The 25968-nt window shown below is 46.3% G+C and carries 25 protein-coding genes and 1 pseudogene; 25 read left to right on the forward strand and 1 reads right to left on the reverse strand.

The features are described from left to right. The first annotated feature begins 89 nt into the window (after positions 1-89). The 18 genes and pseudogenes from HP398_RS10755 to HP398_RS10840 form a co-directional block, all read left to right on the forward strand. Positions 90-662 carry a GNAT family N-acetyltransferase gene (locus tag HP398_RS10755; protein WP_017249648.1) on the forward strand — a complete coding sequence of 191 codons (573 nt, stop codon included), beginning with the start codon at positions 90-92 and terminating at the stop codon, positions 660-662. A gap of 298 nt (positions 663-960) precedes the next feature. Then, positions 961-1476 (forward strand): sigma-70 family RNA polymerase sigma factor, encoded by a 516-nt coding sequence (locus HP398_RS10760; RefSeq protein WP_069847459.1) that lies wholly within the window; start codon positions 961-963, stop codon positions 1474-1476. Between the two features lie 552 nt (positions 1477-2028). After that, positions 2029-2727 carry a response regulator transcription factor gene (locus tag HP398_RS10765; RefSeq protein WP_017249650.1) on the forward strand — a complete coding sequence of 233 codons (699 nt, stop codon included), beginning with the start codon at positions 2029-2031 and terminating at the stop codon, positions 2725-2727. Further along, positions 2724-3740 (forward strand): sensor histidine kinase, encoded by a 1017-nt coding sequence (locus HP398_RS10770; protein ID WP_017249651.1) that lies wholly within the window; start codon positions 2724-2726, stop codon positions 3738-3740. The genes HP398_RS10765 and HP398_RS10770 overlap by 4 nt, the downstream gene beginning before the upstream one ends. Positions 3741-3807: 67 nt before the next feature. Next, positions 3808-4578 (forward strand): ABC transporter ATP-binding protein, encoded by a 771-nt coding sequence (locus tag HP398_RS10775; RefSeq protein WP_007729857.1) that lies wholly within the window; start codon positions 3808-3810, stop codon positions 4576-4578. Further along, the gene (locus tag HP398_RS10780) at positions 4553-6439 is read left to right on the forward strand and encodes an ABC transporter permease (protein ID WP_017249652.1); all 1887 of its coding nucleotides are present in this window, start codon (positions 4553-4555) and stop codon (positions 6437-6439) included. Before HP398_RS10775 ends, HP398_RS10780 begins: the two co-directional genes overlap by 26 nt. A 70-nt stretch (positions 6440-6509) precedes the next feature. Further along, a complete protein-coding gene (locus tag HP398_RS10785) occupies positions 6510-6980 on the forward strand; it encodes a nucleoside deaminase (protein ID WP_017249653.1) in 471 nt (156 codons plus the stop codon). Positions 6981-7221: 241 nt separating this feature from the next. Then, entirely contained in the window at positions 7222-7698 is a 477-nt protein-coding gene (locus HP398_RS10790) for an Lrp/AsnC family transcriptional regulator (RefSeq protein ID WP_069847451.1), read from the forward strand. A 114-nt stretch (positions 7699-7812) separates the two neighbouring features. Then, positions 7813-9375, forward strand: a complete 1563-nt coding sequence (locus HP398_RS10795; RefSeq protein ID WP_173622558.1) for an ABC transporter substrate-binding protein — start codon at positions 7813-7815, stop codon at positions 9373-9375. A 41-nt stretch (positions 9376-9416) separates the two neighbouring features. Further along, complete coding sequence (locus HP398_RS10800; protein WP_017249656.1) at positions 9417-10373, forward strand: ABC transporter permease; 957 nt, start codon at positions 9417-9419, stop codon at positions 10371-10373. Further along, on the forward strand, positions 10373-11203 hold the full coding sequence (locus tag HP398_RS10805; RefSeq protein ID WP_017249657.1) for an ABC transporter permease: 831 nt from the start codon (positions 10373-10375) through the stop codon (positions 11201-11203). The genes HP398_RS10800 and HP398_RS10805 overlap by 1 nt, the downstream gene beginning before the upstream one ends. Positions 11204-11238: 35 nt before the next feature. Beyond that, positions 11239-12213: an ABC transporter ATP-binding protein gene (locus HP398_RS10810; RefSeq protein ID WP_026043173.1), complete on the forward strand. Its 975-nt coding sequence runs from the start codon at positions 11239-11241 to the stop codon at positions 12211-12213. Next, the gene (locus tag HP398_RS10815; RefSeq protein WP_026043174.1) at positions 12210-13196 is read left to right on the forward strand and encodes an ABC transporter ATP-binding protein; all 987 of its coding nucleotides are present in this window, start codon (positions 12210-12212) and stop codon (positions 13194-13196) included. Before HP398_RS10810 ends, HP398_RS10815 begins: the two co-directional genes overlap by 4 nt. 24 nt (positions 13197-13220) lie before the next feature. After that, positions 13221-13802, forward strand: a complete 582-nt coding sequence (locus HP398_RS10820) for a chromate transporter (protein ID WP_017249658.1) — start codon at positions 13221-13223, stop codon at positions 13800-13802. After that, positions 13799-14329, forward strand: a complete 531-nt coding sequence (locus HP398_RS10825; protein WP_017249659.1) for a chromate transporter — start codon at positions 13799-13801, stop codon at positions 14327-14329. Before HP398_RS10820 ends, HP398_RS10825 begins: the two co-directional genes overlap by 4 nt. Before the next feature lie 315 nt (positions 14330-14644). Then, positions 14645-16255, forward strand: a complete 1611-nt coding sequence (gene ggt / locus HP398_RS10830) for a gamma-glutamyltransferase (RefSeq protein ID WP_173622559.1) — start codon at positions 14645-14647, stop codon at positions 16253-16255. Positions 16256-17101: 846 nt separating this feature from the next. After that, the gene (locus HP398_RS10835) at positions 17102-17434 is read left to right on the forward strand and encodes a hypothetical protein (RefSeq protein WP_017249663.1); all 333 of its coding nucleotides are present in this window, start codon (positions 17102-17104) and stop codon (positions 17432-17434) included. 21 nt (positions 17435-17455) lie between these two features. Continuing rightward, a pseudogene (locus HP398_RS10840) lies at positions 17456-17631 on the forward strand (gamma-glutamyltransferase); the annotation flags it as partial. A gap of 84 nt (positions 17632-17715) precedes the next feature. Here HP398_RS10840 and HP398_RS10845 read toward each other — a convergent pair. Continuing rightward, on the reverse strand, positions 17716-18132 hold the full coding sequence (locus HP398_RS10845; protein ID WP_173622560.1) for a hypothetical protein: 417 nt from the start codon (positions 18130-18132) through the stop codon (positions 17716-17718). Between the two features lie 145 nt (positions 18133-18277). On the opposite strand from HP398_RS10845, the gene HP398_RS10850 reads away from it, so the two are divergent. From HP398_RS10850 to HP398_RS10880, 7 genes are all read left to right on the forward strand, one after another. After that, entirely contained in the window at positions 18278-18826 is a 549-nt protein-coding gene (locus tag HP398_RS10850) for a hypothetical protein (protein WP_017249666.1), read from the forward strand. A 39-nt stretch (positions 18827-18865) separates the two neighbouring features. Next, positions 18866-19474 carry a hypothetical protein gene (locus tag HP398_RS10855; protein ID WP_173622561.1) on the forward strand — a complete coding sequence of 203 codons (609 nt, stop codon included), beginning with the start codon at positions 18866-18868 and terminating at the stop codon, positions 19472-19474. Positions 19475-19687: 213 nt separating this feature from the next. Beyond that, on the forward strand, positions 19688-20059 hold the full coding sequence (locus tag HP398_RS10860) for a response regulator (RefSeq protein ID WP_017249668.1): 372 nt from the start codon (positions 19688-19690) through the stop codon (positions 20057-20059). Positions 20060-20475: 416 nt separating this feature from the next. After that, the gene (locus HP398_RS10865; RefSeq protein WP_017249669.1) at positions 20476-20895 is read left to right on the forward strand and encodes a response regulator; all 420 of its coding nucleotides are present in this window, start codon (positions 20476-20478) and stop codon (positions 20893-20895) included. After that, positions 20892-23096 carry an NAD-dependent epimerase/dehydratase family protein gene (locus tag HP398_RS10870; protein ID WP_173622562.1) on the forward strand — a complete coding sequence of 735 codons (2205 nt, stop codon included), beginning with the start codon at positions 20892-20894 and terminating at the stop codon, positions 23094-23096. The genes HP398_RS10865 and HP398_RS10870 overlap by 4 nt, the downstream gene beginning before the upstream one ends. Beyond that, positions 23089-24063 carry a hypothetical protein gene (locus HP398_RS10875; protein WP_173622563.1) on the forward strand — a complete coding sequence of 325 codons (975 nt, stop codon included), beginning with the start codon at positions 23089-23091 and terminating at the stop codon, positions 24061-24063. The genes HP398_RS10870 and HP398_RS10875 overlap by 8 nt, the downstream gene beginning before the upstream one ends. A 38-nt stretch (positions 24064-24101) precedes the next feature. Next, positions 24102-25967 (forward strand): DUF2194 domain-containing protein, encoded by a 1866-nt coding sequence (locus tag HP398_RS10880; protein ID WP_217368646.1) that lies wholly within the window; start codon positions 24102-24104, stop codon positions 25965-25967. The last annotated feature ends 1 nt before the right edge of the window (position 25968 follow it).

The following is a 25968-nucleotide window of genomic DNA, read 5'->3' on the forward strand; positions in this document are numbered from 1 at the left end:
GAAAGTGAATCAGTGTTATCTTCAATTGTCAATGAGCGGCCAAGCGGTTACTATTATTGGAAACTCATTCCGATAGAAGGAGGACGAATATGAATCCATTACTGCTCTCTTTTCCGGAACATTTAGAAACTCAGCGATTATTGATTAGAGCACCGCAATGGGGGGATGGTCAATTTGTAAATGAAGCCATACGTGAGAGTGTAAATGAAATGAGCCCCTGGCTTCCGTTTGTAAAAAACCTCCCATCCATTGACGATTCGGAAGCCTACGTACGTAAGGCCCGGCTCAATTTTCTAGAGCGCACAGACTTAGTACTTCATATATTTGAAAAGAGCACAGGGCAGTTTGTGGGCAGTAGTGGACTCCATCGCTTTGATTGGAATGTACGCAAATTTGAAATTGGATATTGGCTACGCACATCGCGTACGGGTGAGGGTCTAATAACAGAGGCAGTAAAAGGTATCGTTGGCTTTGCCATTTCTGAGTTGGAAGCTAACCGTCTTGAAATTCGCTGTGATACTCGGAATAACGCAAGTATAGCTGTAGCTAAGAGGGCGGGTTTTACGTTAGAGGGTACTTTACGCAATGTTAATCGAAATGACTCAGGAGAACTAACTGATACCCATATCTTTTCAATAGCAAAAGGCTATGAATATCATTGATAACTGAGCTGAGCTAACTGATGCGAAAGTAAACTAGAAAACATGCGGCAGGACTTTTCCCCCATCAAAAAATGGTTTTGAAGACAACTTAAAAAATTCCTTAAGAAATTTTTAAAGATTTCTTTTGAAAGTTGTAACCGATATGAAACCTCTTCCGTACCTACTTGTGCGAGCTTACAACGAGTCCAGAAGTACCTTACAAAAGTGTAAGCTTCCTGAAATATAACTCGATGGTTCCTGCTTCGTTTCGACCGTACAATGAAATCAATTCATACGGATCAGAAACGGGAGATCGATTATGACGACAGCAATCATGTATCCAAAATTAAGTCACCAACAAATTTACGAAGATTACTCTGCTAAAATATATCGCTATTTCCGCTACCGGGTAAAAAACGTCTGGGATGTGGAAGACCTGACAACGACTGTGTTTATTAAGGTGTACTCCAAGCTTGAGCAGTACGATGGTCGCCATCCTTTTGGCGCCTGGATTTTCCGAATTGCGCACAATGCTTTGATTGACTACATGCGCAAGAAGCGGGAGAGCCCGGTAGATCAGGACACATTTAGCAATATGGTCGCAACGGATAAGCTGCCGGAGGAGTGCCTTCTGAATCAGGAGACAACCGAGGGCTTGTGGGATAAGGTGCACACGCTGACAAAGGATCAGCGCAATGTGATTGCCCTGCGTTATCTCGGAGATTTGCGAATGAATGAGATCGCGGAAATTTTGGGTAAGACAGAGGCTTCGGTGAAAATCCTGCACTTCCGTGGGATTAAGAAGCTGCAGCAATTGATGGAGGCACAAGCATAAAGGGAGGACAACAGTCCTTCCTTTTTTACTATGTGGCTGTAGTGGAGAGAAGAATATTTCCAGTCTAGGCTCCAGGCTCCGTCCTGCTGGGGGCTAAGACTGTCCGTTCGGTAGGACTTCACAAGTTGCTACGCCTGGAAATATTCTTTTCTATCGTTACTGATGACATCCTTACATTCTTTTAAGTCTTTTAAAAACCGTTTAAGTAGGAAAGCTCGTAGAGGAACCGGGAGAAATAAGCGAAGATCTTAGGGACACCGACCGAGACGCAATGCAAAAATCGAAACACGCCCTTAAGCGTCCACCTCTGAAACACATCCTGAAAGGACAACTTTGGACGCGGTTTCGGTTTTTGCATGGAGTCGTGCAGTCAATCCCCCAGCGGGTGGCCCTAGAAGCTGAGCGTTTTCTCCTGTTTCCTCCCCTCCACAACAGTAACGAGACTCGTGGCCTCTAAGTAAGAGAAACGCCAAATGCTTGGCGTAGTCTAGTTTTCTAATGGTATAGTAAAGAATAAAATGGAGGAGACTCAAGACGAGAGGAGTATGAGTGATGTCCACAATTATGATTGTAGAAGACGACCCGAAAATCAACCAGCTGCTGCAAGAGCAACTGGAAAAATACGGATTCCAAACGGTCAATGTTGAACATTTCGATAGAGTCATGGAGGTATTTACCCAGTCGCGCCCTGATTTGGTTCTGTTGGACGTGAATCTACCGAAATTTGACGGATTTTATTGGTGCCGGCAAATGCGCCAAGAGTCCAACTGCCCGATCCTGTTCATCTCTGCACGAGAAAGTAAAATGGACCAGGTGATGGCCTTGGAAAATGGGGCCGATGACTATATCACAAAGCCGTTCGACTACGATGTGGTTTTGGCTAAAATCCGCAGTCAGCTACGTCGGGCTTACGGACAATATGCTCCGCAAGAAGGAGAGCGTACGGTTGAAGTGGCGGGGCTCAAGCTGTTTTTGGAGCGAATGGAGCTATCTATGTACGATACCAAAATCGAGCTGAGCAAAAAGGAAGCGCTACTGCTTGAAGCCTTGATGAATCAACATCCGCGTGTCGTCAGCCGTGAGCGTTTGCTAGAAAAGCTGTGGGATGAACAGTTTGTCGATGAAAACACGCTGAATGTCTACATCACACGCGTGCGTGGCAAGCTGAAGGACTTAGGCTTAGAGGGAGCTGTCGAGACTGTTCGCGGTTCCGGTTATCGCTTGCGTGCAACTTGGGAGGAAGAGCAATGAAGCTGTTCCTTCGAGATCAATGGCCATTCGCAGCGTTTTTTCTAATCCAATTGATCTTATTGATTATGATTTTTGCGATGGATGGGTACTGGAATGAGTCATTGATGATCTACGTTATGTTTTTATCTGTTTTTTTTGCGGGGGCTTTTCTCGCCATCCGTTATTTGTCTCACCGCACAATCTATCAGCGACTGAGCAAGCCGGTAGAGTCATTAGAGGAACTGACCCAGACATACGGGAATTCGCCGTTGTGCCGCGCGATGGATGATATCAGTCAGGAGCAGTACCGAATCTACAAAGAACAGCTTCATGCCTATGAAAACAAGCAACGGGACCATACGACGTTTATTCAGCAGTGGGTTCATCAGATGAAGACGCCGATTTCGGTTATTCATCTGTTGCTGCAAAATGAAGACGATCCAACAGCTGAGAGCGTCCGTGAAGAAGTGGACCGGATCAAGCGTGGACTGGAAACCGTTTTGTACATAGCTCGCCTCGACCGATTTGAACAGGACTTCCTGATTGAGCCTGTAACTCTGCGTTCCTTGGTGCAGAATGTGTTGGCTGAAAACAAGCGGCTGTTTATCCGCAACCAGGTGTATCCCGAGGTAAAAGTGGATGAAAATTGGCGAGTGGAATCGGACGATAAGTGGCTTGCTTTTGTCCTCAACCAATTGTTGACGAATGCCGTTCGTTATTCAGCAGGAAAAAGCAACAAGGTCACCATTCGTGCGTATGAACGCGGAGCACATGCCATACTGGAAGTACAGGATTATGGAATCGGGATCCCTGTCGAAGATATTCGCCGCGTGTTTAAGCCGTATTTTACGGGAGAAAACGGGCGCAAATACCCTGAGTCTACCGGGATGGGACTGTACTTGGTGAAGGAAATTTGCGGGCGGCTCCATCATGGGGTGGAAATGGAATCAGAAGTGGGCGAGGGGACAACCGTACGGATCGTCTTGTCTGCTGTCGTACCAACCTTACAAGAAAGTAAGATAGCTGAAAGTTAATTCGATGGCTGGACTATGCGCACTTCCGTATAGTTGAATTTGGAAGTGCAAGAAAGGGGAATGGCGCATGGAAATGCTTGCTGTAAATAGCTTGAGTAAAATATACGGGGGCAAGGTGACCTACCGCGCGCTGACCGATATCGATTTTTCGATTCGCAAGGGCGAATTCGTCGGTATTATGGGCCCCTCAGGCAGTGGCAAGACTACGCTATTAAACATGATCTCCACTATTGATACACCAACCTCTGGTGCGGTTCTTTTGAACGGTACGAATCCGCATCATTTAAAAAAAGATAAACTCGCTCTGTTTCGTCGCCGTGAGCTCGGTTTTGTGTTTCAAGATTTCAATCTCTTGGACACGTTGACGATTGGGGAAAATATCGTGTTGCCGCTGACGCTGGACAATGAGAAAGTATCGGTCATGGAAGAAAAGCTGCAAAGTGTTGCAGAGAAGCTAGGGATTCAGGACATTTTGGAAAAGCGGACCTTCGAGGTGTCTGGGGGGCAACGCCAACGGACGGCCATTGCCAGAGCGATCATTCATTCTCCATCGCTTTTGCTCGCTGACGAGCCGACAGGAAATCTTGATTCCAAGTCTTCGCGCAATGTGATGGAGACACTGGAAGCGATCAATAAGAGAGACAATACCACCATGATGATGGTGACGCATGATGCTTTGGCGGCCAGCTATTGCCATCGGGTGATTTTTATTAAAGACGGACAGCTCCATAACGAGATGTATCGCGGTGAGAGTCGACAGGTATTCTTCCAGAAAATTATTGACTCGTTGTCGTTTTTGGGAGGGAACACTTATGACCTTTCGACAATTCGCGTGTAATAACGTTGTACGAAATAAACGGATGTACGCTGCGTTTTTTATGAGTAGCGTTTTTTCTGTCTTAATCTTTTTCGTCTATGCGATGTTCATTTTTCATCCGGAAATTATCGGACAGGAGATTCATGAGTCCGTAGCCACTGGAATGATGGCGGCTGAGTACGTCATTTTTCTGTTTTCTTTCTTTTTTCTCTTTTATTGTGTCGGTGCTTTCCTGAAAAAGAGGGAGAAGGAGTTCGGCATCCTTTTTATCCAGGGCATGACACCGTTGCAGCGGAATACACTGATTTTTATGGAAAACATGCTGATTGGCATTGTCTCGATTGCTATCGGGATTGGGCTCGGTTTGGTTCTCGCCAAGCTGTTTTTCCAATTTGCCGGATTTTTGCTGGATGTAAAAGCACTTGGGTTTTACTTCCCGTGGAAAGCGATCGGTTTGACAGTGGTGGCGTTTCTCATCTTGTACGCAGCCATTTCGCTGTTTACCGTCCTCGTGTTGCGAAGCCGCAGTCTGTTGGATCTGTTGCAAGGGAGCGGTCGGTCTAAGCGTGAGCCGAGGGCATCGTTAGTGCTGTCTCTGGTCGCAGTAGCTTTGTTGGGAATGAGCTATGCCTTAGCCCTCACGGCTGACGGCGTGAATGTGCTCGTGCTGATGCTTCCGGTCATTGCGCTGACGACTGTCGGAACGTACCTGTTGTTTACTCAGCTGAGCGTCATCTTCATCGATTTTCTGAAGAAGCGTCGCGTTTTCTATTGGAAAGGTACGAATCTCCTGACGCTCTCTGATTTGGCCTATCGGATGAAGGATAATGCACGGATGTTCTTTTTGGTCAGCATCGTCTCTACCGTTGCTTTTTGTGCGATTGGCACGCTGGCAGCGTTGGCTGGGTCGATTCAGATTACGGTGATGAAAACACATCCATTTGCGTTTGAATACCAGTCCAAACAAAGCGATGAGGAGAGAGCGAAACATTTGTCGTTAATCGAAACGAGCTTGCAGCAAAGTGGCTTTTCTTTCGAAAAATATCAAGTGGCTATGAGAGTTTTGCCAGAACTGGTTCAGGAGGAAAGGGTTGGAGTAGTCAGGCTGTCTGACTATAACCGGCTGGCGGTAGCGTCCAATTCGACTGTACTCGAAATGACGAATAAAGAGGCCTTCGTACTGCTCAATTGGATTGGTGATTCGGTAGCGAGCAAAACGCTGCAAGTGGGGAAGGCACAGCTCGCAGTCAAAACAGATACGAATATGACTCCATTGATCAGAGGGATTGAATTTGAGCGATTGGTTGTCGTACCGAATCAGGTGTTTGACCAGCTTCCGAAAATGAAGGAAGAAGAGCGCTTTGTGTACGAGGTGCCAAGATGGAAGGAAACGCAGGATCTTAGTCTCAAGCTTCAGGAAGATATTAGTCATTTCGAAGATAATTACTCGTTTTCAGCTCGTGCGCCATACTACCACTCCATGAAACAAATGGCGAACATGGGACTCTTTATCGGGTTGTTTGTGGGCGTGTTGTTCTTTGTAGCGGCTGCTAGCTTTCTCTATTTCCGTCTGTATACTGACCTGGAATACGACAAACGGCACTATGGTTCGCTTTCCAAGATCGGACTCACGGATGCGGAGCTGACGCGTATCGTGACGACCCAGGTTGCCCTGTTGTTCTTCGTGCCGATTGTGGTGGCCATTATTCACAGTATGGTGGCGTTCGTCTCCCTGCAAAGCTTGTTGAAGCTCATTCTTGTCGCGTCTGTGGTTAAACCGACTGCGATTGTATTGTGCAGCTTTGTCATTGTTCAAGGTGTGTATTTCTGGATCATTCGAAACCGTTACTTGTTCCATTTAAAGCAATCGATGAACCGTTAGTGACTTTTCCAGCATGTCCAGATAAGCAGGGACATAGGATAAAAGGAGAAGGATGCGAGGGGGCTAGCGGATGGAACGGGAGGCATGGATGGGTCAAGCCGTTCAGATTGCGTTTGAAAATGTACGTGAGAAAATAGGCGGACCGTTTGGAGCTATTGTCGTGAAGGACGGACACGTAATTGGACGAGGACGCAATGAAGTGACGACGAGCAATGACCCTACGGCACACGCCGAAATCCAAGCGATTCGAGAAGCATGTCGTCATCTCCAAACTTTTCAGTTAAACGATTGTGACTTGTATACGAGCTGTGAGCCATGTCCGATGTGTCTGGGAGCCATCTATTGGGCCAGACCGCGCAATGTCTATTACGCTTGCACGAAGGAAGATGCGGCGCATGTTGGTTTTGACGATCGGTTTATTTATGAGCAGATCGTTCTCCCTCATGAGGAACGCAGCATTCCTTTTCAGAGAATCAATCTTGCGAATAGACAGAGTCCATTTCAAGCATGGTCTCAATCTCCGGACCGTATCGAATATTAATAGAGAGCCTCTCCTAGCGGAGTAGGCTCTTTTTTTTCGTTTTATTTATAGTAAGAATAGGTAGAAAGGAGAAAATAAAATGAAAATGCTTTCAAAATGAAATTTTCAGATAAAGTATTGCGCTATGTCGATAATCGTATTATAGTAACAACAATCATTATGGAATTCGACCATATTTTCTGAAATTGAGCCGTAAGAAGGTTGGATATTGTTGAAAAAAGACGAATAAAGGTGTGTTTATATGGAAGAGACTTTTCGTAGATCACTTTATCCTGATTTAGATGACATCGACTACGGGATCATTCGAGCCTTGCAAGGAAATGCGCGCTTGCCGTTTACTCAGATTGCAAAGGACCTTGGGGTCACGGAAAAGACGATCCGCATGCGCGTCCAGCAATTGCAGGACGAAGGTGCCCTGAGTCTGGTGGGTATTGTCAATCCAGTCAAGGCAGGGTTTCACGTACAGGCGATGATTCAAGTGGCTGTGGATGCGGAAAAGCTGGACGATGTGGTTGCTGCATTAACGGACACCGTTGAGATTAGGCTCATCGTACTCACTTCTGGTGAATATCAGCTTTTCACACAGGTGCTCGTAACAAGTAACGAAGAATTATCGCAATTTTTACTCAAAAAGCTGCACAAGATTCCTGGCATCTCTAAAACGAATGTGATTAACGAATTGAAAATACTGAAGTCCAAGTATAACTTTATCCGTTAGGCATGGGTGACCTTGGAAGGGGGAATGCCATCGGGCGAAAATCCGCTGGGATTATGAATGCCGAACGATTCTGGGAAGAAACCGGAGAAAAAACGAGAGAAAAGGGGTCATCCTATGTTTTCGACCAAAGTGAGCAAAGCAATGCTCGGTGCTGTTCTGGGGACAGTTTTATTGGTAACAGGCTGTGGAGGAGGAAATAGTGCGAGTACAGATAACGGCAAAGCCGCAACAACATCGCCAGCCTCCGGGAAAAAAGTACTGAATATTGGGTTAAAGGCAGATCCGCCGTCAATGGACCCAAACACCTCGACATCGCTGTACGACCGTCAAGTATACGCGAGCCTCTATGACAAGTTGTTTGATATCGACTCAGAAGGAAAAATAGTGCCAATGCTGGCGGAATCGTATGAAGTAACGCCAGACGGCAAGACCTATACATTGAAGCTGAAACAGGGTGTGAAATTCCACGATGGCACCGAGTTTGACGCTGAGGCAGTGAAATTCAACTTCGAGCGTAACATGAACGATGAGAAGTCTCGTCGGAAAGGCGAATTGAAATTCGTAGATTCCGTTGCCGTAGTGGACAAGAATACCATAAAAATCCAGATGAAAGAGCCTTTCGCTCCATTCCTGTCCGTCTTAACAGACCGTTCGGGCATTATGGTATCGCCAAAAGCAGTGAAGGAACATGGCGATCAATACCTTAATCATCCGGTTGGTACAGGCCCATACGTATTTGTTGAACAAGTAAAAGGCGATCACGTGACACTGAAGAAAAATGAAAACTACTGGAATGGTCAAGTGAAGATCGATGAAGTGAACTACAAAGTATTTACGAACGGAACAGCGAAGGTGCAAAACCTGCGCTCCGGCATGCTGGATATCATCGATGATACACCTGTAAAAGAAATTCCTGCAATCAAAGGCGATGCGAACCTGCAATTGGTGGCGGAATCCGGAATGGGTTACCAAGGGCTTTACTTGAACAACTCCCGCCCGCCGTTTGACAACAAGTACCTCCGTCAGGCTGTGGATCGTGCCATTGACCGTGATGCTCTGGTAAAAGTGCTGTTTAACGGCTATGCGGCACCGGCTCGTACAGCATTTACAAAAGGCAGTCTGGCTTACAATGAAGCACTGAACACACCGAAGCCGCCAGATGCAGCGGAAATCAAGGATTTGCTCGCGAAGGGCGGTCAACCAAACGGATTTAACTTTAAGCTGTACATCTCTACTTCTCCAGAGAATGAGCAACTGGGTGCGGTACTGCAAAACATGCTGAAACAACACAAGATCAATGTGACATTGGAAAAATTGGAATATGGACAATTGATCGAAACGGGCGATAAAGGTGAATTTGAAGCGATGCAATTGGGCTGGTCTGGACGTCAGGACCCTGACCAAAACTTCCATGACTTCGTCGTAACAGATACATCCAACAACGATGGCCGTATTTCCATTCCAAAGCTGGATGAACTGGTTATCAAAGCACGTGGTGAGCTGGACGAAGCAAAACGCAAGGCGCTGTATGACGAAGCTGCTACATTGCTGCAAGACGAAGCGGGCTATGTCTATATGTACCACCAATATGTACTGCTCGGCATGAACAAGAAAGTAACTGGCTTTACTTATGTTCCAGATGGTTTGATCCGTACAGCCAATTTGGACAAGCAATAAGTAGCGCAACACTATAACAGCAAGAGCAAGGAGGAATTGTCATGATGTTCATAGTCAGGCGTCTATTGCTGACAATCCCGATTCTCCTGCTGGTGTCGATTATGACATTCTCTTTGATTCATATGATCCCGGGCGATCCTGCCCGGGTCATTTTAGGAGAGGAAGCGACACCGGAAGCCTATGCGGCATTGCGAACCGAGCTGGGGTTGGATCAGCCGATCGTGGTGCAATATTTTTCCTGGCTAGGAAAAGTGGTAACGGGTGATTTGGGAATATCGATTACGGACCGTGTGCCGGTCGCAGACTTAATTATGCAAAGACTACCAGCTACCGTGGAATTGACGATCGGAACGTTCTTGGTAGCGATTCTGATTGCGTTTCCTGCGGGAATTCTCGCGGCAGTGCGACGCGGGACCTGGATTGACTATACGAGTACCTTTACTGCGCTAGGCGGTATGAGTATCCCCAGCTTCTGGCTGGCGATGATGATGATTATTTTCTTTGCCGTGGAAAACCAATGGCTGCCTTCATCCGGTTATGTACCTTTTTCCGAGAATCCTACACAAAACCTGATGGCCATGATCCTGCCCTGTTTGGCAACGGGCTTGCGAGAATCTGCCGTATTGATGCGAATGCTACGTTCTTCTTTGCTCGATGTTGTGAGCATGGACTTTATTCGGACAGCGAAAGCGAAGGGATTGAATGAGGCTCGCACGATTCTGGGGCATGCGCTAAGAAATGCGATGGTTCCAGTGGTAACGACCTCGGGTTTGATGATCGCAGGCTTGTTAGGTGGTCTGGTGATTACCGAGTCGATTTTTTCGATTCCTGGCTTTGGCCGTCTGATTGTGGAATCTGTCTTCAAACGTGATTATGTAACGGTTCAAGGAGCCATTCTTGTTTCTGCGGTTCTCGTTGTCTTGGTGAACCTGATTGTCGACATTTTGTACGCTGTCATTGATCCGCGCATTAAGGCTGGGAAAGGAGCAGGTGAGTGATGAAAACCGTGGGCAAATTTCTCCGGAATGGCTTGGGCGTCATCGGAGCGGTGATTATCCTCGGATTGATCTTCGTGGCGATTTTCGCGCCGCTGATCGCACCCTTCGACCCCAATGCACAAGACTATAACAAAATTTTGATAGCGCCAGATGGTGAGCATTTGTTTGGGACCGATGATCTCGGTCGGGATATTTTCTCCCGTGTTGTTTACGGGGCGCGCATTTCCATTCAGGCAGCGCTGATCTCTGTCGGTATTGCAATGCTGATCGGGGTGCCGATTGGACTGTTGTCCGGTTACTACCGCGGCTTTTGGGATGAGTGGATCGTCATGCGGAGCGTCGATGCGATGCAAGCCTTTCCGTTTCTCATTTTGGCTCTGGCGATTTCGGCGGTGCTCGGTTCAGGCTTCGGGAATGCCATGCTAGCGATTGGGATTGGTTTTGCCCCTGCTTTTATACGGATTACACGCGGTCAAGTTCTTTCGCTTCGAAATATGGAGTATATTCAAGCAGCACGTTCGGTTGGGGTAAAGGATGCGCGCATTATTTTCCGCCACATTTTGCCGAACGCCATGAACCCCATTGTGATTCAAGCGACGTTGGCAATGGCATCCGGGATTATCGCAGAAGCATCCTTGTCCTATCTCGGATTGGGTGTACAGCCGCCGACTCCCTCCTGGGGAAGCATGCTAAACCAAGCACAAACACTTATGTCCGTCGCGCCCTATGCGACATTTTATCCGGGGATTGCCATCTTCTTAGTCGTGCTGGGCTTCAACTTGTTGGGGGATGGTCTACAGCAAGTTCTGGACCCACGCGCACGTAAATAATGAATGCCCTACACGGGAGAAAAGGAGTGGAGCAGATGACGACCATCTTGGAAGTGGAACAGCTAAGAACCCGTTTTCGCACGGACAGCGGTGTCGTCAGTGTCGTGGACGGCGTCGACTTCTTTATCCGTGCTGGTGAAACGCTTGGCGTCGTGGGCGAATCCGGCTGTGGGAAGAGTGTAACCAGCCTGTCGATCATGCGCTTGCTGCCGCCCAACGGAAGCACGGAAGGATCGATTCGCTTCAATGGGAAGAACGTGCTTGCGCTGTCGGAAAAAGAAATGCAAGGTGTACGCGGTAACGAAATCGCGATGATTTTTCAAGAGCCAATGACATCCCTCAATCCGCTGCATACTGTAGGCAAACAAATTGAGGAAGCAGTCATGCTGCATCGCAAGGTAACGAAGGCAGAGGCAAAGGAACGGGCGATTGCGATGCTAAAAGCAGTCGGAATGCCTCGTGCAGAAGAGATTTACGGAGAGTTTCCGCATCAGCTATCAGGAGGGATGCGCCAGCGTGTAATGATCGCGATGGCGATGTCCTGCGATCCGAAGCTGATTATTGCAGACGAGCCGACAACGGCACTGGATGTGACGATTCAGGCGCAAATTCTCGATTTGATGCGCGATTTAAAAGAAAAGACAGGAACTTCCATCATGCTGATTACGCATGATTTGGGTGTAGTAGCCGAGATGTGTGACCGCGTGATCGTCATGTATGCAGGGCAAGTCGTAGAGGAGACAGATGTCGATACGCTGTTTGACAGTCCGAAGCATCCGTATACGATCGGTCTGATGAACTCGATTCCGGAGCTGGACGAAGAGCGCGAATATCTGGAAACCATTCCAGGAGCAGTTCCCCTGCCGTATCAAATGCCAGTGGGCTGCCGTTTTGCCCCGCGCTGTTCGCAAGCGATAGCGATTTGTCACGAAAAGCCCCCTGAACTCTTGCAACTGGACAATCAAAAATGTCGCTGCTGGCTGTACGCGAAGGAGGGAGAACAGGCATGACGACACCTCTCTTAGAAGTAAAAGGGCTGCAACAGCATTTTCCCATCAAGGGTGGATTTTTGAAGCGGACAACGGGACATGTAAAAGCAGTCGATGGTATTGATCTGACCGTGTATCCGGGTGAAACGCTTGGGATTGTAGGAGAATCGGGCTGCGGCAAGTCTACGACAGGCCGAACGATTCTACGCCTCTTGGAGCCGACAGCAGGAGAAGTCTGGTTTGACGGCAAAGATTTAGCGAAACTTCCAAAAGAAGAAATGCGCGTCATGCGGCGGAACCTGCAAATGATTTTTCAGGACCCATACGCTTCGCTGAATCCACGGATGACGATCAAGCAGATTTTGATGGAGTCGCTGATGGTGCACAACATCGGGACAAAGGCAGAGCGGGAAAAAGTCATCGAAGAGATTATTCAGGTCGTTGGCTTGCGAAAAGAACATCTGAACCGCCACCCACACGATTTTTCCGGTGGGCAGAGACAGCGGATCGGAATCGCCCGCGCACTGGTCGTAAAACCAAAGCTGATCATTGCCGATGAGCCCGTATCTGCATTGGACGTATCGATTCAATCACAGGTACTCAATTTGTTGAAGGATTTGAAAAAAGAATTCAATCTGACCCTGATGTTCATTTCGCATGATTTGTCGGTCGTGAAGCACTTGTGCGACCGGATCGCGGTGATGTATTTGGGCCGGATCGTAGAAATTGCTGACAAGCGGACGCTATTTGAGAATCCGAGTCATCCGTATACACGGGCGCTGCTCTCGGCTGTTCCAGTAGCGAAACCACGGCAAAAGCGCGAACGGATCTTGTTGACAGGCGATTTGCCGAGTCCAGCAAATCCACCGAGCGGCTGCACTTTTCATCCGCGTTGTCCATATGCGACAGAGACTTGCAAGACGCAGGTGCCCAGTCTGTCAGACATCGGCAAGGGCCAACTGGTATCCTGTCATTTGGTGCAATCGGGCGAACTTATCCGCTAGCTAGGCAAGGATGGAGGTACAGCTATGATTTACTGGCAATTATTTCTCGCCTTTTTCCGCATCGGAATCTTCGGGTTTGGGGGAGGACCTACGATGGTTCCTCTCTTTTACACCGAATGCGTGAAAAAGTACAAATGGGTGACAGATGAGGACTTTTCCGACAATCTGGCGCTCGGCAACGCTCTTCCAGGACCAATTGCGACCAAGCTGGCCGCATTTATCGGCTATCGGGTAAAAGGCTGGAAGGGTGCATTGGTGGCAAACATCGCAGTAGTGATGCCAATCGTGCTTGTGATGATCGGTTTGCTGCAAGTCATTTATCAATGGAAGGATGCGCCGGGTGTATACGGCATGATCCAGGCAATCGGTCCCGTAATCGCAGTCATGACAGGCGTCCTTACATGGGAATTCCTTTCAAAGGGCTGGAAGGGAGCGTCCAGCAAAGCAGGTGTGAGCCTTTCACTCGCCCTCTCACTCGTAGCGTTGCTCTTCCTTGATTGGCATCCGGGCATCGTAGTAGGAATTGCGCTGGCCGTTTCATTTGCCTACTCTACTTGGTCTGTCCGCAAGCGCAAGAACAAGGATGGCAAGGAGGGAGTAGCATGATTTACCTGCAATTATTTTGGGCCTTTTTCATCTCCAACATTTTGGGGTACGGGGGAGGACCACCGAGCATCCCGTTGATCCAAAATGAAGTGGTTGACCATTACCAGTGGATGACTGTACAGGAATTCGGAGAAGTGTTGGCGGTAGGAAATGCGCTGCCCAGCCCAATCGCGACCAAGCTCGCTGGGTACATTGGCTATCAGGTAGCGGGTGTACCGGGTGCAGTAGTCGCGTTATTGGCAACGGTAGCTCCAACAGCGATTGCGATGGTCTTATTGATGGGCTTTATTAATTTATTTCGCAGTGCTCCACAGGTAAAAGCGATGACCCAATCGGTACGGCCAGTCGTTACTGTTTTGCTTGGAACGATGACGTATCAATTCCTGATGGGCGCAGTCGAGGGAATCGGCTGGATGCAAACAGGGATTTTGACAGTGGCATCCTACCTTCTGCTCGAAACATGGAAGGTCCATCCCGCTTTTGTCATTTTGGGAGCGATGGCTTACGGGTTTGTTTTCATCGGCTAGGAAAGTTTACGTAAGCTGGTAGGAAGAAAAAGCACAGGGCTCGTAGACCTTGACAACGCCTACCCAGTCGGAACTTCAAAAAGGGGAGCAAGGTTGTCGAACACCTCTTCCCTGAGAAACTTCCGCCCGTAGGGTGGCTTTGGCTCGACGGTCCCCTTTTTGAAGTGGAGACGGACAGTAATTCCCCCCTGCTGGCGTGTCAGAGTCGAAGAGAACTGTGCTTTTTCTTCTCCTCCACTATGTTGACTCAAACCAAAAGGGCTCTCATTGGTTTTCATAATGGCTAACAAAGAACTACTTAAGGAGGCATAAATCATGGTTAACTATGACGCAATGGAATACCCATACGCATCGAAGCGTGTGACGACTTTTGCCAAGAACGGCATGGTGGCGACCTCGCAGCCACTGGCGGCACAAGCAGGTCTCGATATATTGAAAAAGGGCGGAAATGCGGTGGATGCGGCGATTGCAACGGCTGCGTGCCTAACTGTAGTAGAACCGACCTCGAACGGCATCGGGGGAGACGCATTTGCCCTCGTGTGGATCAAAGACGAGCTGCATGGACTGAATGCAAGCGGGCCTGCTCCACAAGGAATCTCCATTGAGGCATTAAAAGCAAAAGGTCTGGAAGAAATGCCGACCTACGGCTGGACACCTGTCACGGTACCAGGCGCACCTGCTGCGTGGGCCGCCTTGTCCAAGCGTTTTGGACGTCTTCCACTGACAGAGGTTTTGCAGCCAGCGATTGATTATGCGGAGAATGGCTATCCGGTATCACCAACATTGGCGCATTATTGGAATGCCGCACACAAAAAGTTTTCCCAGCTATGCAAAGGAGAAGAGTTCGCACATTGGTTCTCTACCTTTACGCCAGATGGCAAGGTGCCAAAAGCGGGCGACATCTGGAAGTCGCCGGGTCATGCTGAGACGCTGCGTCAAATCGCGGAAACAAATGCAGAGAGCTTCTATCGCGGAGAGCTGGCAGACCAGATTGACGCGTTTTCCCGGGAGTGTGACGGCTACTTGCGCAAAGAAGACTTGGCTGCTTATGAGCCGGAATGGGTGAAGCCGATCAGTGTCAACTACCGCGGCTATGATGTGTGGGAGATCCCGCCGAACGGGCAAGGAATGATCGGTCTGATGGCGTTGAACATTCTGAAAGGCTTTGATTTTGACGCAAAAGACACGACGGAAACGTATCACAAGCAAATCGAAGCGATGAAGCTGGCATTTGTCGATGGATTGAAATACATCACAGAAGAGAGCAAAATGAAAGTTTCCAAGGAAGCATTGTTGTCAGAGGAATACGCTGCCACTCGCCGTGCACTGATTGGTCATGAAGCCTTGACGCCAGAGCCTGGTCAGCCGAAAACGAGCGGCACGGTCTATTTGGCGACTGCTGACGGTGAGGGCAACATGGTGTCCTTTATCCAAAGCAATTACATGGGCTTTGGTTCTGGGGTCGTTGTGCCGGGGACGGGGATTGCCATGCAAAACCGCGGTCATAACTTCTCGCTGGACCCTGCTCATGACAATTGCTTGGAGCCAGGCAAAAGAACGTTCCACACCATTATCCCGGGCTTCTTGACGAAGGATGGAAAAGCAGTGGGGCCATTCGGCGTAATGGGCGGCTTCATGCAGCCACAAGGACACGTACAGGTGGTCATGAACACGATCGACTTCCACCTCAATCCGCAAGCTTCGCTCGATGCACCGCGCTGGCAGTGGATGGAAGGCAAAACCGTGGAGCTGGAGCGTCATTTCCCGGAGCATTTGGCACAAGCCTTGGAGCGCAGGGGCCATACCATCAAGTGGGCGCAGCTCGGCAATTACTTCGGGCGCGGTCAAATCATTTGGCGTGATGAAAATGGTGTGCTGAGTGGTGGTACTGATATGCGTACGGATAGTTGTATTGCAGCTTGGTAAGGAACTAAAATACTATTTTCAGACATAATGCCAGAGCTTGCTGCTGACATTATGTCTGAGTTTAATCCAAAACAAGAAAATCCTGTACTTTGGTATCAAGAACAGGCAATTGAAATACCTGTTCAATTTGTAGCGATCTCAAATCCACTATTGCAAACTTTGCCCCGTCTTCGGTATGATCTTTCATTTGTGATAGTATGTATAATTTATTTTTTCAAACTTAGATTTCATGTATCCTAAGTTTAAATTCATATTCTTTTCAATAGAGTTATAATCTTTATTTAATATGAGTAATCCAGCATTACCGGAAAAATCATGGAGTTCATTCTTCTCAGTTGTAGTATTGTAATTCAAAACATAAATGTTATTCTGGTCGTACGTAGCATTTGCTAAGTAAGCAGGTAGTTTAATTTTATTAGTTTTATTCATTTTGCGATCATTAACTCGAAGCAAATTCTCCGCATAGCTAACGTTCAATCCCTCAAGATCGATCGATAAGGAATGAGTAGGGAGCCTCTTGGCTTTGTTCTGAAATAGAGTAGTCATCCTTTACAATATTCCAACGCCACCTTTGAAAGCATAATCAGTCAAGGAATAAAGATATTCTATAAGTTAAGCAATGAAGATAATTGGATTCCTCTTTTCTTTGAACTTTGTTCTATTGCTGTTAGAAATGACATCGTCAAAGAGAGGATGTTTATCTATTATCAGGAATGGTTCAAATTAATATGTATGGTCTTGGAAAAGGGGAAACAAAAGCTTTGTTTCGAGTGGTTATTCGCTCGATCAAATAGAGCAACTGATCAAACAAATTCTGGAGCTTGACTGATGGAAGGGAGGGCTACCATGGAAACTTTACCTCCATGGGTGTGGAATGTCTATTATATATTTATTCTCATAACAATAATCAGTAGTATTGTGTATCTAATTCGGAAACGGCGTACCCTTTTTTCGATGATAACTATATTTTTTTCTATTTTCGGTCCAATTGTATTTTTTTTGCAGTCCTTGATGCGCGGTTCTGGTACAGAAATTGATAACCTGTTGTACCACCTTACCCAAGGGGAAATATGGGCATTGTTTGTTATCCTTGCTTTTATGGAAATAGTTGCGTGGTATCTCATACTTGCTAAAGATCTTCTTGGCAAAAGAGAACAAAAGAACAATCTTAGAACGTAAGGAACAGCGGTTGGCCCATAAGGTGTAATGGGTGGCTTCATGCAGCCTCAAGGTCATGTTTCCGCCGCGCTGGAAGTGGATGGAAGGCAAAACGGTGGAGCTGGAGCGTCATTTCCCGGAGCATTTGGCGTGATGAAAATGGTGTGCTGAGCGGTGGTACTGATATGCGTACGGATAGTTGTATAGCAGCTTGGTAATGAAAGAGGAGAATGGAAGAGGATCAAAAAGAGCCGAAGCGATGCTTCGGCTTTTTGCGTTGGAACGAGAAGACCCACGAACCGCTATTCTTTAACCGAGATGGAATTGACGATAGACAAGATTTTTTCGTCCCTTTCTGAAAAGGGATCTGTTCTCGTCTCGGAGCTAAGATAAAATATCAAAACGTTTTTTGCCGCAAATATTTGCGGTATAACCATGTTCAATTTTTCCGTTTGGTTAAAGAAATCTTCCAATCCCTTTTTGGCATCTTCTTCTGATGCAAACACATAAATGTACAGGGGATTTCCGTTCACTGCATATTTTTCAGGGGATTGACCGTTCAGGACAAAGTAATCTGCGTTTTCGGATTTCGTCAAAGGCAGTGTGTTCGAATCAAATGCTTGAACAACGGCTTGCAAGGTGATGTTTTCGACCGGTTTTTCATTGCACCCTGAGAGGAAGAGCAGTCCAAGGAGTAATAGAATTTTCTTTTGTACCATGATTTTACCTCCGATTCTATCCAATTCGGCGGACGATTTGATTTGGGGTGTAAATTATCTTCTCCGAAAATATAGTATTTACAACTTGCGGAAATATTCATACAATTGGTATAAATTCCAAAAAAAGGAAAAAGAGGTGTGAGTCATGAAGAGAAAATTTACTAGCTTAGGTATTGCAACGCTCTTATTGATTGTTCCTATTCAGTCTGCACTTGCTGATTACTGGCAGGGAGGAAAAACATGGGGAGGGACTACGGTATATGAGTTTGATTCCTCCGTATACAACTACTCCTATGACTACGAGAATGTTTATAACCAAGCCATTCGTAATTGGGAAGGCATTTCATCAAAGGTTAGCTTTGTTTCACGGACGCATGAGAATTCAGATAAATACTATGTAGGAGAAACGAGTGTTCAAGGGTTGTTAGGAAGGATGGACCCGTATAATGGTACTCGGATGGCAACTATTAATAGTAATTGGAGCTCCACCAAAGTTCATATATTTCACAACAATATGGACGCGTTTAATATGAGCGAAGCTGAAAGAATTTCGAATGCTACACACGAAATTGGACACAGTCTGAAATTGGCACATCCTGTTGGCAACGTAACTTCTGTTATGAAACAAGGGATACAAAGTAGAGGACCAAGCTCCTATGATAAGACAGAATTAAAGAATAAATGGGGACAATAGAAAAGAGAAATAATATAAAGTCAAAGGAGAGGTTTTTGGATGAATCTGAAAATGAATCGATTGTATATGAAAATAGCAATTGGAATCATGTTGACTGCCATCGTTTTTGTGTGCGCAGCTTTCAGCACCTTTTCCAAAAAGAATGAGCCAATGGAAACAATCTCTTTAGAAGCACTTTATATGACATATGAAAGTGCCGAGGAGTTGGATGAAGCAGATTTAATTCTGATAGGGACTCCAACCTCTGACTTTTCAGATCGAGAACATAAGACCAGTTATTATGAAGATGGTAGTTTGCAAGACTTTTATACGTTAACAGAGATTGAGATAGATAAGATTATTAAATCTCCGAATGACTTTGATTTAGAAGAATCTGAAACACTTTCCATAATAGAACCTGTTGGTATGATCGAGTTAGATGGAACGAAAAAAATCACGATTGATGAATATAAAGAAATGGAACAAGGTGAGAAGTACATTATTTTCTTGAATGATAATGGACATGGACAGTACAGTGTAATTAACAATGATTTAGGAAAATTTAATTTAGATTCAAAATCAGCAAAAAGTGAAAAATCACTGAGCAAAAATTCAGGGATTGCGTTAAAAGAAGATGTTCTAGAAAAATATAGTGAGTTCATTGAATAATTTCGGGAAAAGAGAACCGAATAGAAAAGTGAGTAGAGCCGAAGCAGATGCTTCGGCTTTTTTATTTCTCTGACGATGCTCTCTTGTTCAGAAACTGTTTAGATGTTCCTAGTAGAATGTAGAAAATGGTCAGATTATGTCATTTTTGCGTATAGGAAACCCTTTAGGATGGTTTGAAAGTCGCGGTATAAAAGATAGGAGAAATCATTTTGGATGAATAGCATTTTAATTGTTGATGATACAGCGTTTACGAGACTCATGCTCCGTCACATGTTTGAGCAATTAGGTGTTGAGGTAGTTGCAGAAGCTGATTCAGGGGAGGAAGCTGTTAGAAACTATTGTTTGTATCGACCGTCACTCGTCATGATGGATATTACCATGCCGGGCATGAACGGTTTGGCTGCTTCCCGAAAAATCATGGAGCTGGATAAGGATGCGAAGATCATTATTTGCTCCGCAGTTGCACGACGCGACACTGTCATCAAAGCGATCCAGGCAGGTGCACGAGATTTTATCGCAAAGCCCTTACAGTTCGAGAGGATTGAATGGGCTGTTCAAAATTTGTTGGAAACAGATACTAGGTGAAACCGAATAGCTGTGGTGTTGCGTGAAGGCGGAGCTTTCGCTAGGGTACATGGAAACTGGGAAGACTCGTAGAAAAATTCGTTTGTTGAAAAAAGAGAAAGAGAAGGTTCGGCGAAAAAAATAGTGTAAAAACATGAAGAAGAACAGGGAAAAGCTGCCGTATAGGTATCTGTCCCTGTTCTTCTTTTTATATGGCAGGGGAGCGGAGACATCTGATGGTCTTTTTGACTTTTGTTCAGAAATTGTTGAGATGATCCTAGTAGAATAGGAAAAGCTACATGTCTGGGGGTCTTTGTGCCTATCGGAAATGAAATTTGCAAGACAGTAACTTTGGTTGGTAGTGAAATCAGGAATATATTACTATAATAAAATGATCCAAAAGATATAGATGAATAGGATGGGAGATAGCGGTTTGGATGAATAGCATTCTGATTGTTGATGATACAGCGTTTACGAGACATGTACTGCGCAACATATTTGAGTCGTTAGGACTACATGTCATAGCGGAAGCTGATTCAGGAGAGGAGGCTGTTAGAAATTACTGCTTGTATAAACCATCACTCGTCACGATGGATATCACCATGCCCGGCATGAATGGTTTGACTGCTTCACGCAAAATCATGGAGTTGGACAAGGATGCCAAGATCATTATTTGCTCAGCGGTGTCTAGGCACGATACCGTCATCAAGGCGATTCAGGCAGGTGCGCGGGATTTTATAGCGAAGCCACTGCAGCTGGAGCGAATCGAATGGGCTGTCCAAAAAGTGCTGGGAACAGGGTTAAATGTTCGGCAGGGAGATAGACAGGGGAAACAAATAGCTGAGGTGTTAGTATGAAAGTTTTGATCACAGGTGGTTATGGGTTCATCGGTTCTTTTGTCGCAGAGAGATTTAATAAGGAAGGCTATAAAGTATTTATCCTCGACAATCTCAGTTCAGGCAATCAGAGGAACGTCACATTTCCGCATAAGGCATACGAGCTGGATGTAGCGGATAAAAAATGCGATGAAGTATTTAAAAGCAACAAGTTCGATGTCGTCGTACATTTAGCGGCCCAAGTAAGTGTTGCTGCATCCATGGAAGACCCCCTGCTGGATTCGAATACGAATATTCTTGGACTCATGAATATGCTGAGGCTATCGAGTAAATATGGCGTGTCCAAATTTATTTTTGCGTCATCAGCCGCTGTTTACGGCATGAATGAAAATACTCCTTTACACGAAGATTCAGTGTGTGATCCGGTATCTGTTTATGGAATAAACAAGCACATCGGCGAAATGTATTGCCGCAAATGGGCGGAAATGTATGGCTTGCGAACGGTTGTCTTTCGCTTGGCGAATGTGTATGGCCCGAGACAAAGCGCAGTCGGGGAAGGCGGCGTCATCTCTACTTTTTTAACCCAGATCAGCCATGGAAAAGAAATCGTTTTGCACGGGGACGGCAGTCAAACGAGAGATTTTATTTATGTAGAGGATGTAGCTGACGCCATTTTCCGTTCCGTTACCACGGATGATACCGGGGTGATGAATTTGTCTACCAATCAGGAAAGCAGCATTAATGAGCTTATTGACATTCTCGGGGCGAACCAGCAGCTCCAGGGAATAGTGCGAAGGGAAAAACGCCCAGGAGATGTAGATAAGTCGGTTTTGGACAATACGCGGGTAAAGAGAAGACTAGATTGGATCCCGATGTATTCATTGCTGGAGGGGCTGGAAAAAACGGCGCAGTGGTATCAAGAGACCCTCGCAGAGAAAGAACAAGAGCAGGAGAGCGAAGCGAAGAAAACGATCAATTGGCTCCGTTCATGGGATGCAAGGCCGTACATTGAGAACATTCTCGCTTTTCTTGTGGTGGTTTTCGCTACAGTTGGAACGGTTAACAGTGGTGTTTTTGATCTCAAGCTGATTTACATCGTGTTGATAGGCGCGATTTACGGAACGAAGCAATCGCTCTTGTCTGTCATCCTGGCCTGTGGACTTTTTATCGGAGAAAGCCTGCATAACGGGCGCGATGTCGTATCGCTCTTGTATGACGCCAATGCTCTGTTTCATATCGCTGTCTATTTTATTATCGGGATTGCTGTGGGGTATTCGATCGATAAACGAAACAGGGACATATTGTCTAAGGAACTGCAAAAGCAAGCGCTGGAAGACAAGTATGACTTTTTAAAAGACATTTACAACGATGTCCTGATGGTCAAGCAAGAATTGCAGCAGCAGATCGTGAATTCGGAAGACAGCTTCGGAAAAATCTACAACATCACCAAGGAGCTGGACAGCCTCGAGCCGGAACGCGTATTGCAGAAATCGGTCAAGGTGCTGGAAAGAATCATGAAGTCCGATGAGATCGCAATTTATACGATGAATCAAAATGGCTCCTTCTTGCGATTGATGGCTAAATCAAATAAAGCGGGCTTTGATCTGCCACGCTCGTTGAAAATGAGTGAGCATGCTTATCTTACTGAACTAATGATAATGAAGAAGATCATCGTGAATAAAGAGCTGCGTCACGACATGCCTCTTATGGCAGCTCCCATTTTTGACAATGGCAAAATGGTGGCGGTCATAACGCTGCAACAACTTGGATTCGAAAATTTTACGATGTACACCCAAAACCTTTTCCAGGTCGCCGTTCAATTGATCTCTTCCGCGTTGTCGCGTTCACTTCGTTTCTTAAACTCCACACAAAAGGATCGCTATCTAGAAGACACCTCCATCCTGATTCCAGCCTATTTTTCGGCTATGTTGAAGAACAAAAGGGACGCCAAGCAACAGTTGAACACTGACTTTACACTCTTGGCAGTGGACGCTGCGCAAATGGACCATCATACGCTCTCTTCCTTTATCGCCAGCTCTCTGCGTGAAGCGGATTATATGGGAATGGACGAAGCAGGAGACATCTATATCATTCTCTCCAATTCAAACGAGCAAGAAGCCAATATCGTGATTGATCGGCTTGGTAGACTCGGCATGGCAGCGAGAATTGTACAGGAAAAAGACCAGGATCGCTTCTCCCTGAGGGATGGCGCCTATGCTTAAGTTTGTCTTCCTCCATGTATTGGTGACTGTTTGTTACAGTTTGATGCAAAGCCACGGCCGTAATAAGCAAATGCTGATCGTGCGAATGCTAGTCGCTGGCTTTCTTCCCATTTTCGGTCTTTTATTATTAGCAATTACCGATGTGTACAAGCGCACATCGAAAAAGAATGTGAATGAGTTAATGCTGGAGAGCGATTTGCTGAAGCTCTCGGAGGGATCAAATATTTTTCGAAGAACGGACATGGAAAAGGAAATGAACATCGTTCCAGTTGAGGACATTCTGTTTTTGAATGACACCAGCACGCGGCGAAAGATGCTGATCGATGTCCTGAAAGAGCAGACCATTTGGCAGATCGGTACATTGGAGACAGCCCTGCAAAACGAAGATTCGGAAACGGTTCACTACGCAGCAGCCGCTTTAACGGAAATGCGACGCAACCTTCAGCTTCAGCTGCAGGATTTATCGGTGAAATACGAGGAAAACAAGCAGAATCTTGAGGTTTTGCGCGCCTACGCAGACGTATTGAAGAAGTACTTGGACAGTCCACTTATTGATCAACGAACCTATGTGAAATACAGCTATACGTATTCCTTTGTACTGGAGTCTTTATTGGACATCTATCAGGAAGAAGAAAGCTATTTTATGGACAAGATCAATTGTGAGCTAGTGAACCAGTCCTATGAAAAAGCCGCACAGTACTGTCAATTGTTTCATGAGTATCATCCAGAAAGCGAACAGCCATATGTCATGTCGCTAAAGCGATTTTTTACGATCAGAGACCATGCAGGGTTTGCGGCAGAAATGAATCGATTAAAAGGCTCGGCGGTTAAAATCTCTCACGCTACGCTGATGATGATTCGCTACTGGAACACCCTAGAAGCTGATGAGCAAGACAGTGCTTGGAAGGAAGTCGCTGCTGCACAGGAAACAGGTACGAATTCGAAAGAGATGAGCGATACAAAATGAGAATGACAAGGAACAGGAGAAAGAAAAGAGACAGGGAAATGGATCGAGAATGGAGCCAGTCGAGGTCCAACGACATTCCTGTGAAAAAAAACATCTACCTCATTCTGATCTTTGTGGCGATTCTGGGGATCACCATAGAAGCTACCCGATCACAGTTCATCCTCCAGGTGAGCAGTAATAAATCGGGAGGCTCGGGAGTGCAGACTGACGAGCCGAAGCAAAACGCAATCAGCCAGGAGGAAATCGCCAAGCTTGCAAGGGAGCGGTTCCTCATTCTGCATGATTCCAAGGATGAGAGCAGCATGGCAATCGCGAGGAATGTAGAGCAAGTGCTACGGTACATGAAAAAGGAGTACGATCTCGCAGACATTAAGCAATTTTCGAAGCCCGATCCCCAATACATGACGGTCATTGTCACTGTAGAAAATCTGGGCTTGCTAGCCGATCTGGATGCGATGATGCAATATGCGCACAATGGGGGAAATGTGTTCCTTTCTCGTACGCCTGAATACAATGACAGTTTATATCGCATTTACCGAAAGCTAGGGATCAATTCCATCGATCTCCCCATCGTGACAAAAGGCATTCAGATGAGATCCAATCTCTTGATCCAAGGAGAAAATGCAAAAATCGGGGGAGAGTCCATTGTTAATTCCTCGATTCCCGTAGAGCTGGATAGGCAAGCGAAGGTACATGCTGTTTCTGCCGACAATATGCCACTGCTATGGGAGGCTCTGCATGGACAGGGAAAGTTCCTAGTCTATAACGGGACAAATATGCAATCTGCCATGAACAGAGGACTGATTGCTGGTGGCATCAGTTTACTGAATCAAGATTTCATGTACCCCATTTTCAATATGAAAATCACGTATATTGACGACTTTCCTGCTCCCTTTCGCCAGGGAATCGAGCCGAGTATTTACCGCGAGTACCGCAAAGATATTCCCAGCTTCTTTCGGGATGTGTGGTGGCCCGACATGATCAAGCTTGCTGCTGATTACGATGTGACCTACACGGGAGCGATTATCAAAACCTACAATAACCGTGTTACCGCCCCCTTCGCCGATGAGGAAGGAACAGATTCGAACAATCTGATTACGTACGGCAGGGATTTGGTGAAATTGGGTGGCGAATTGGGCATCCACGGATATAATCATCAATCGCTGGTTACTGATCAAGCGACAGCGAGCCATTACGAGTATAAGGCTTGGCCTGATGAAGCAAGTATGGCCGAGTCACTTTCGTACCTGAACGATTATATCAAGAAGGTCTTCTCGTCATATGACGTACAGGTGTATGTCCCGCCTTCCAACGTGTTGGGAGCCGAAGGGCGTCGAGCGCTGAAAACGTCCTTCCCTGATCTGAGAGTCATTGCCTCCTTATATGCGGAATCAGACAGCACGCACGAATACATCCAGGAGTTTTCCGTGGCCGAAGATGGCATCGTAGAGCTGCCTCGTATTACCTCGGGATACAGTCGTACAGACATTCATGATTGGTACATAGCGAATGCGATCACATCCATCGGTGTCTTTTCCCATTTTGTTCATCCAGACGATGTGTTGGACAAGGAACGAAGCAATAACAAGTCGTGGCCGGAATTGGTAAAAGACTTTCAACGTATGATGGAAGAGCTTTACCAGCACTATCCATGGCTGCGCAGCCAGACTGCTTCCGAAGCTGCAGCAAGCCTTGAGAGCTATTTGCAGACGGATGTGTATATAGCGCATACGGATAAAAAAATGACAGGATACATGAACAACTTCTCCGACGAAATGTATTACATCTTGCGGACAAATAAAAAAATGACGAGCTTAGTAAATTGCACGGTAGAAAAAATAGAGGAAGGCGCCTATCTCGTACATGCAACGGGTGCAAAATTTGAAATAGGACTGGAAGAGTAAG

The sequence above is a fragment of the Brevibacillus sp. HB1.4B genome, from assembly GCF_013284285.1.
Classification (GTDB): Bacteria; Bacillota; Bacilli; order Brevibacillales; family Brevibacillaceae; genus Brevibacillus; species Brevibacillus porteri.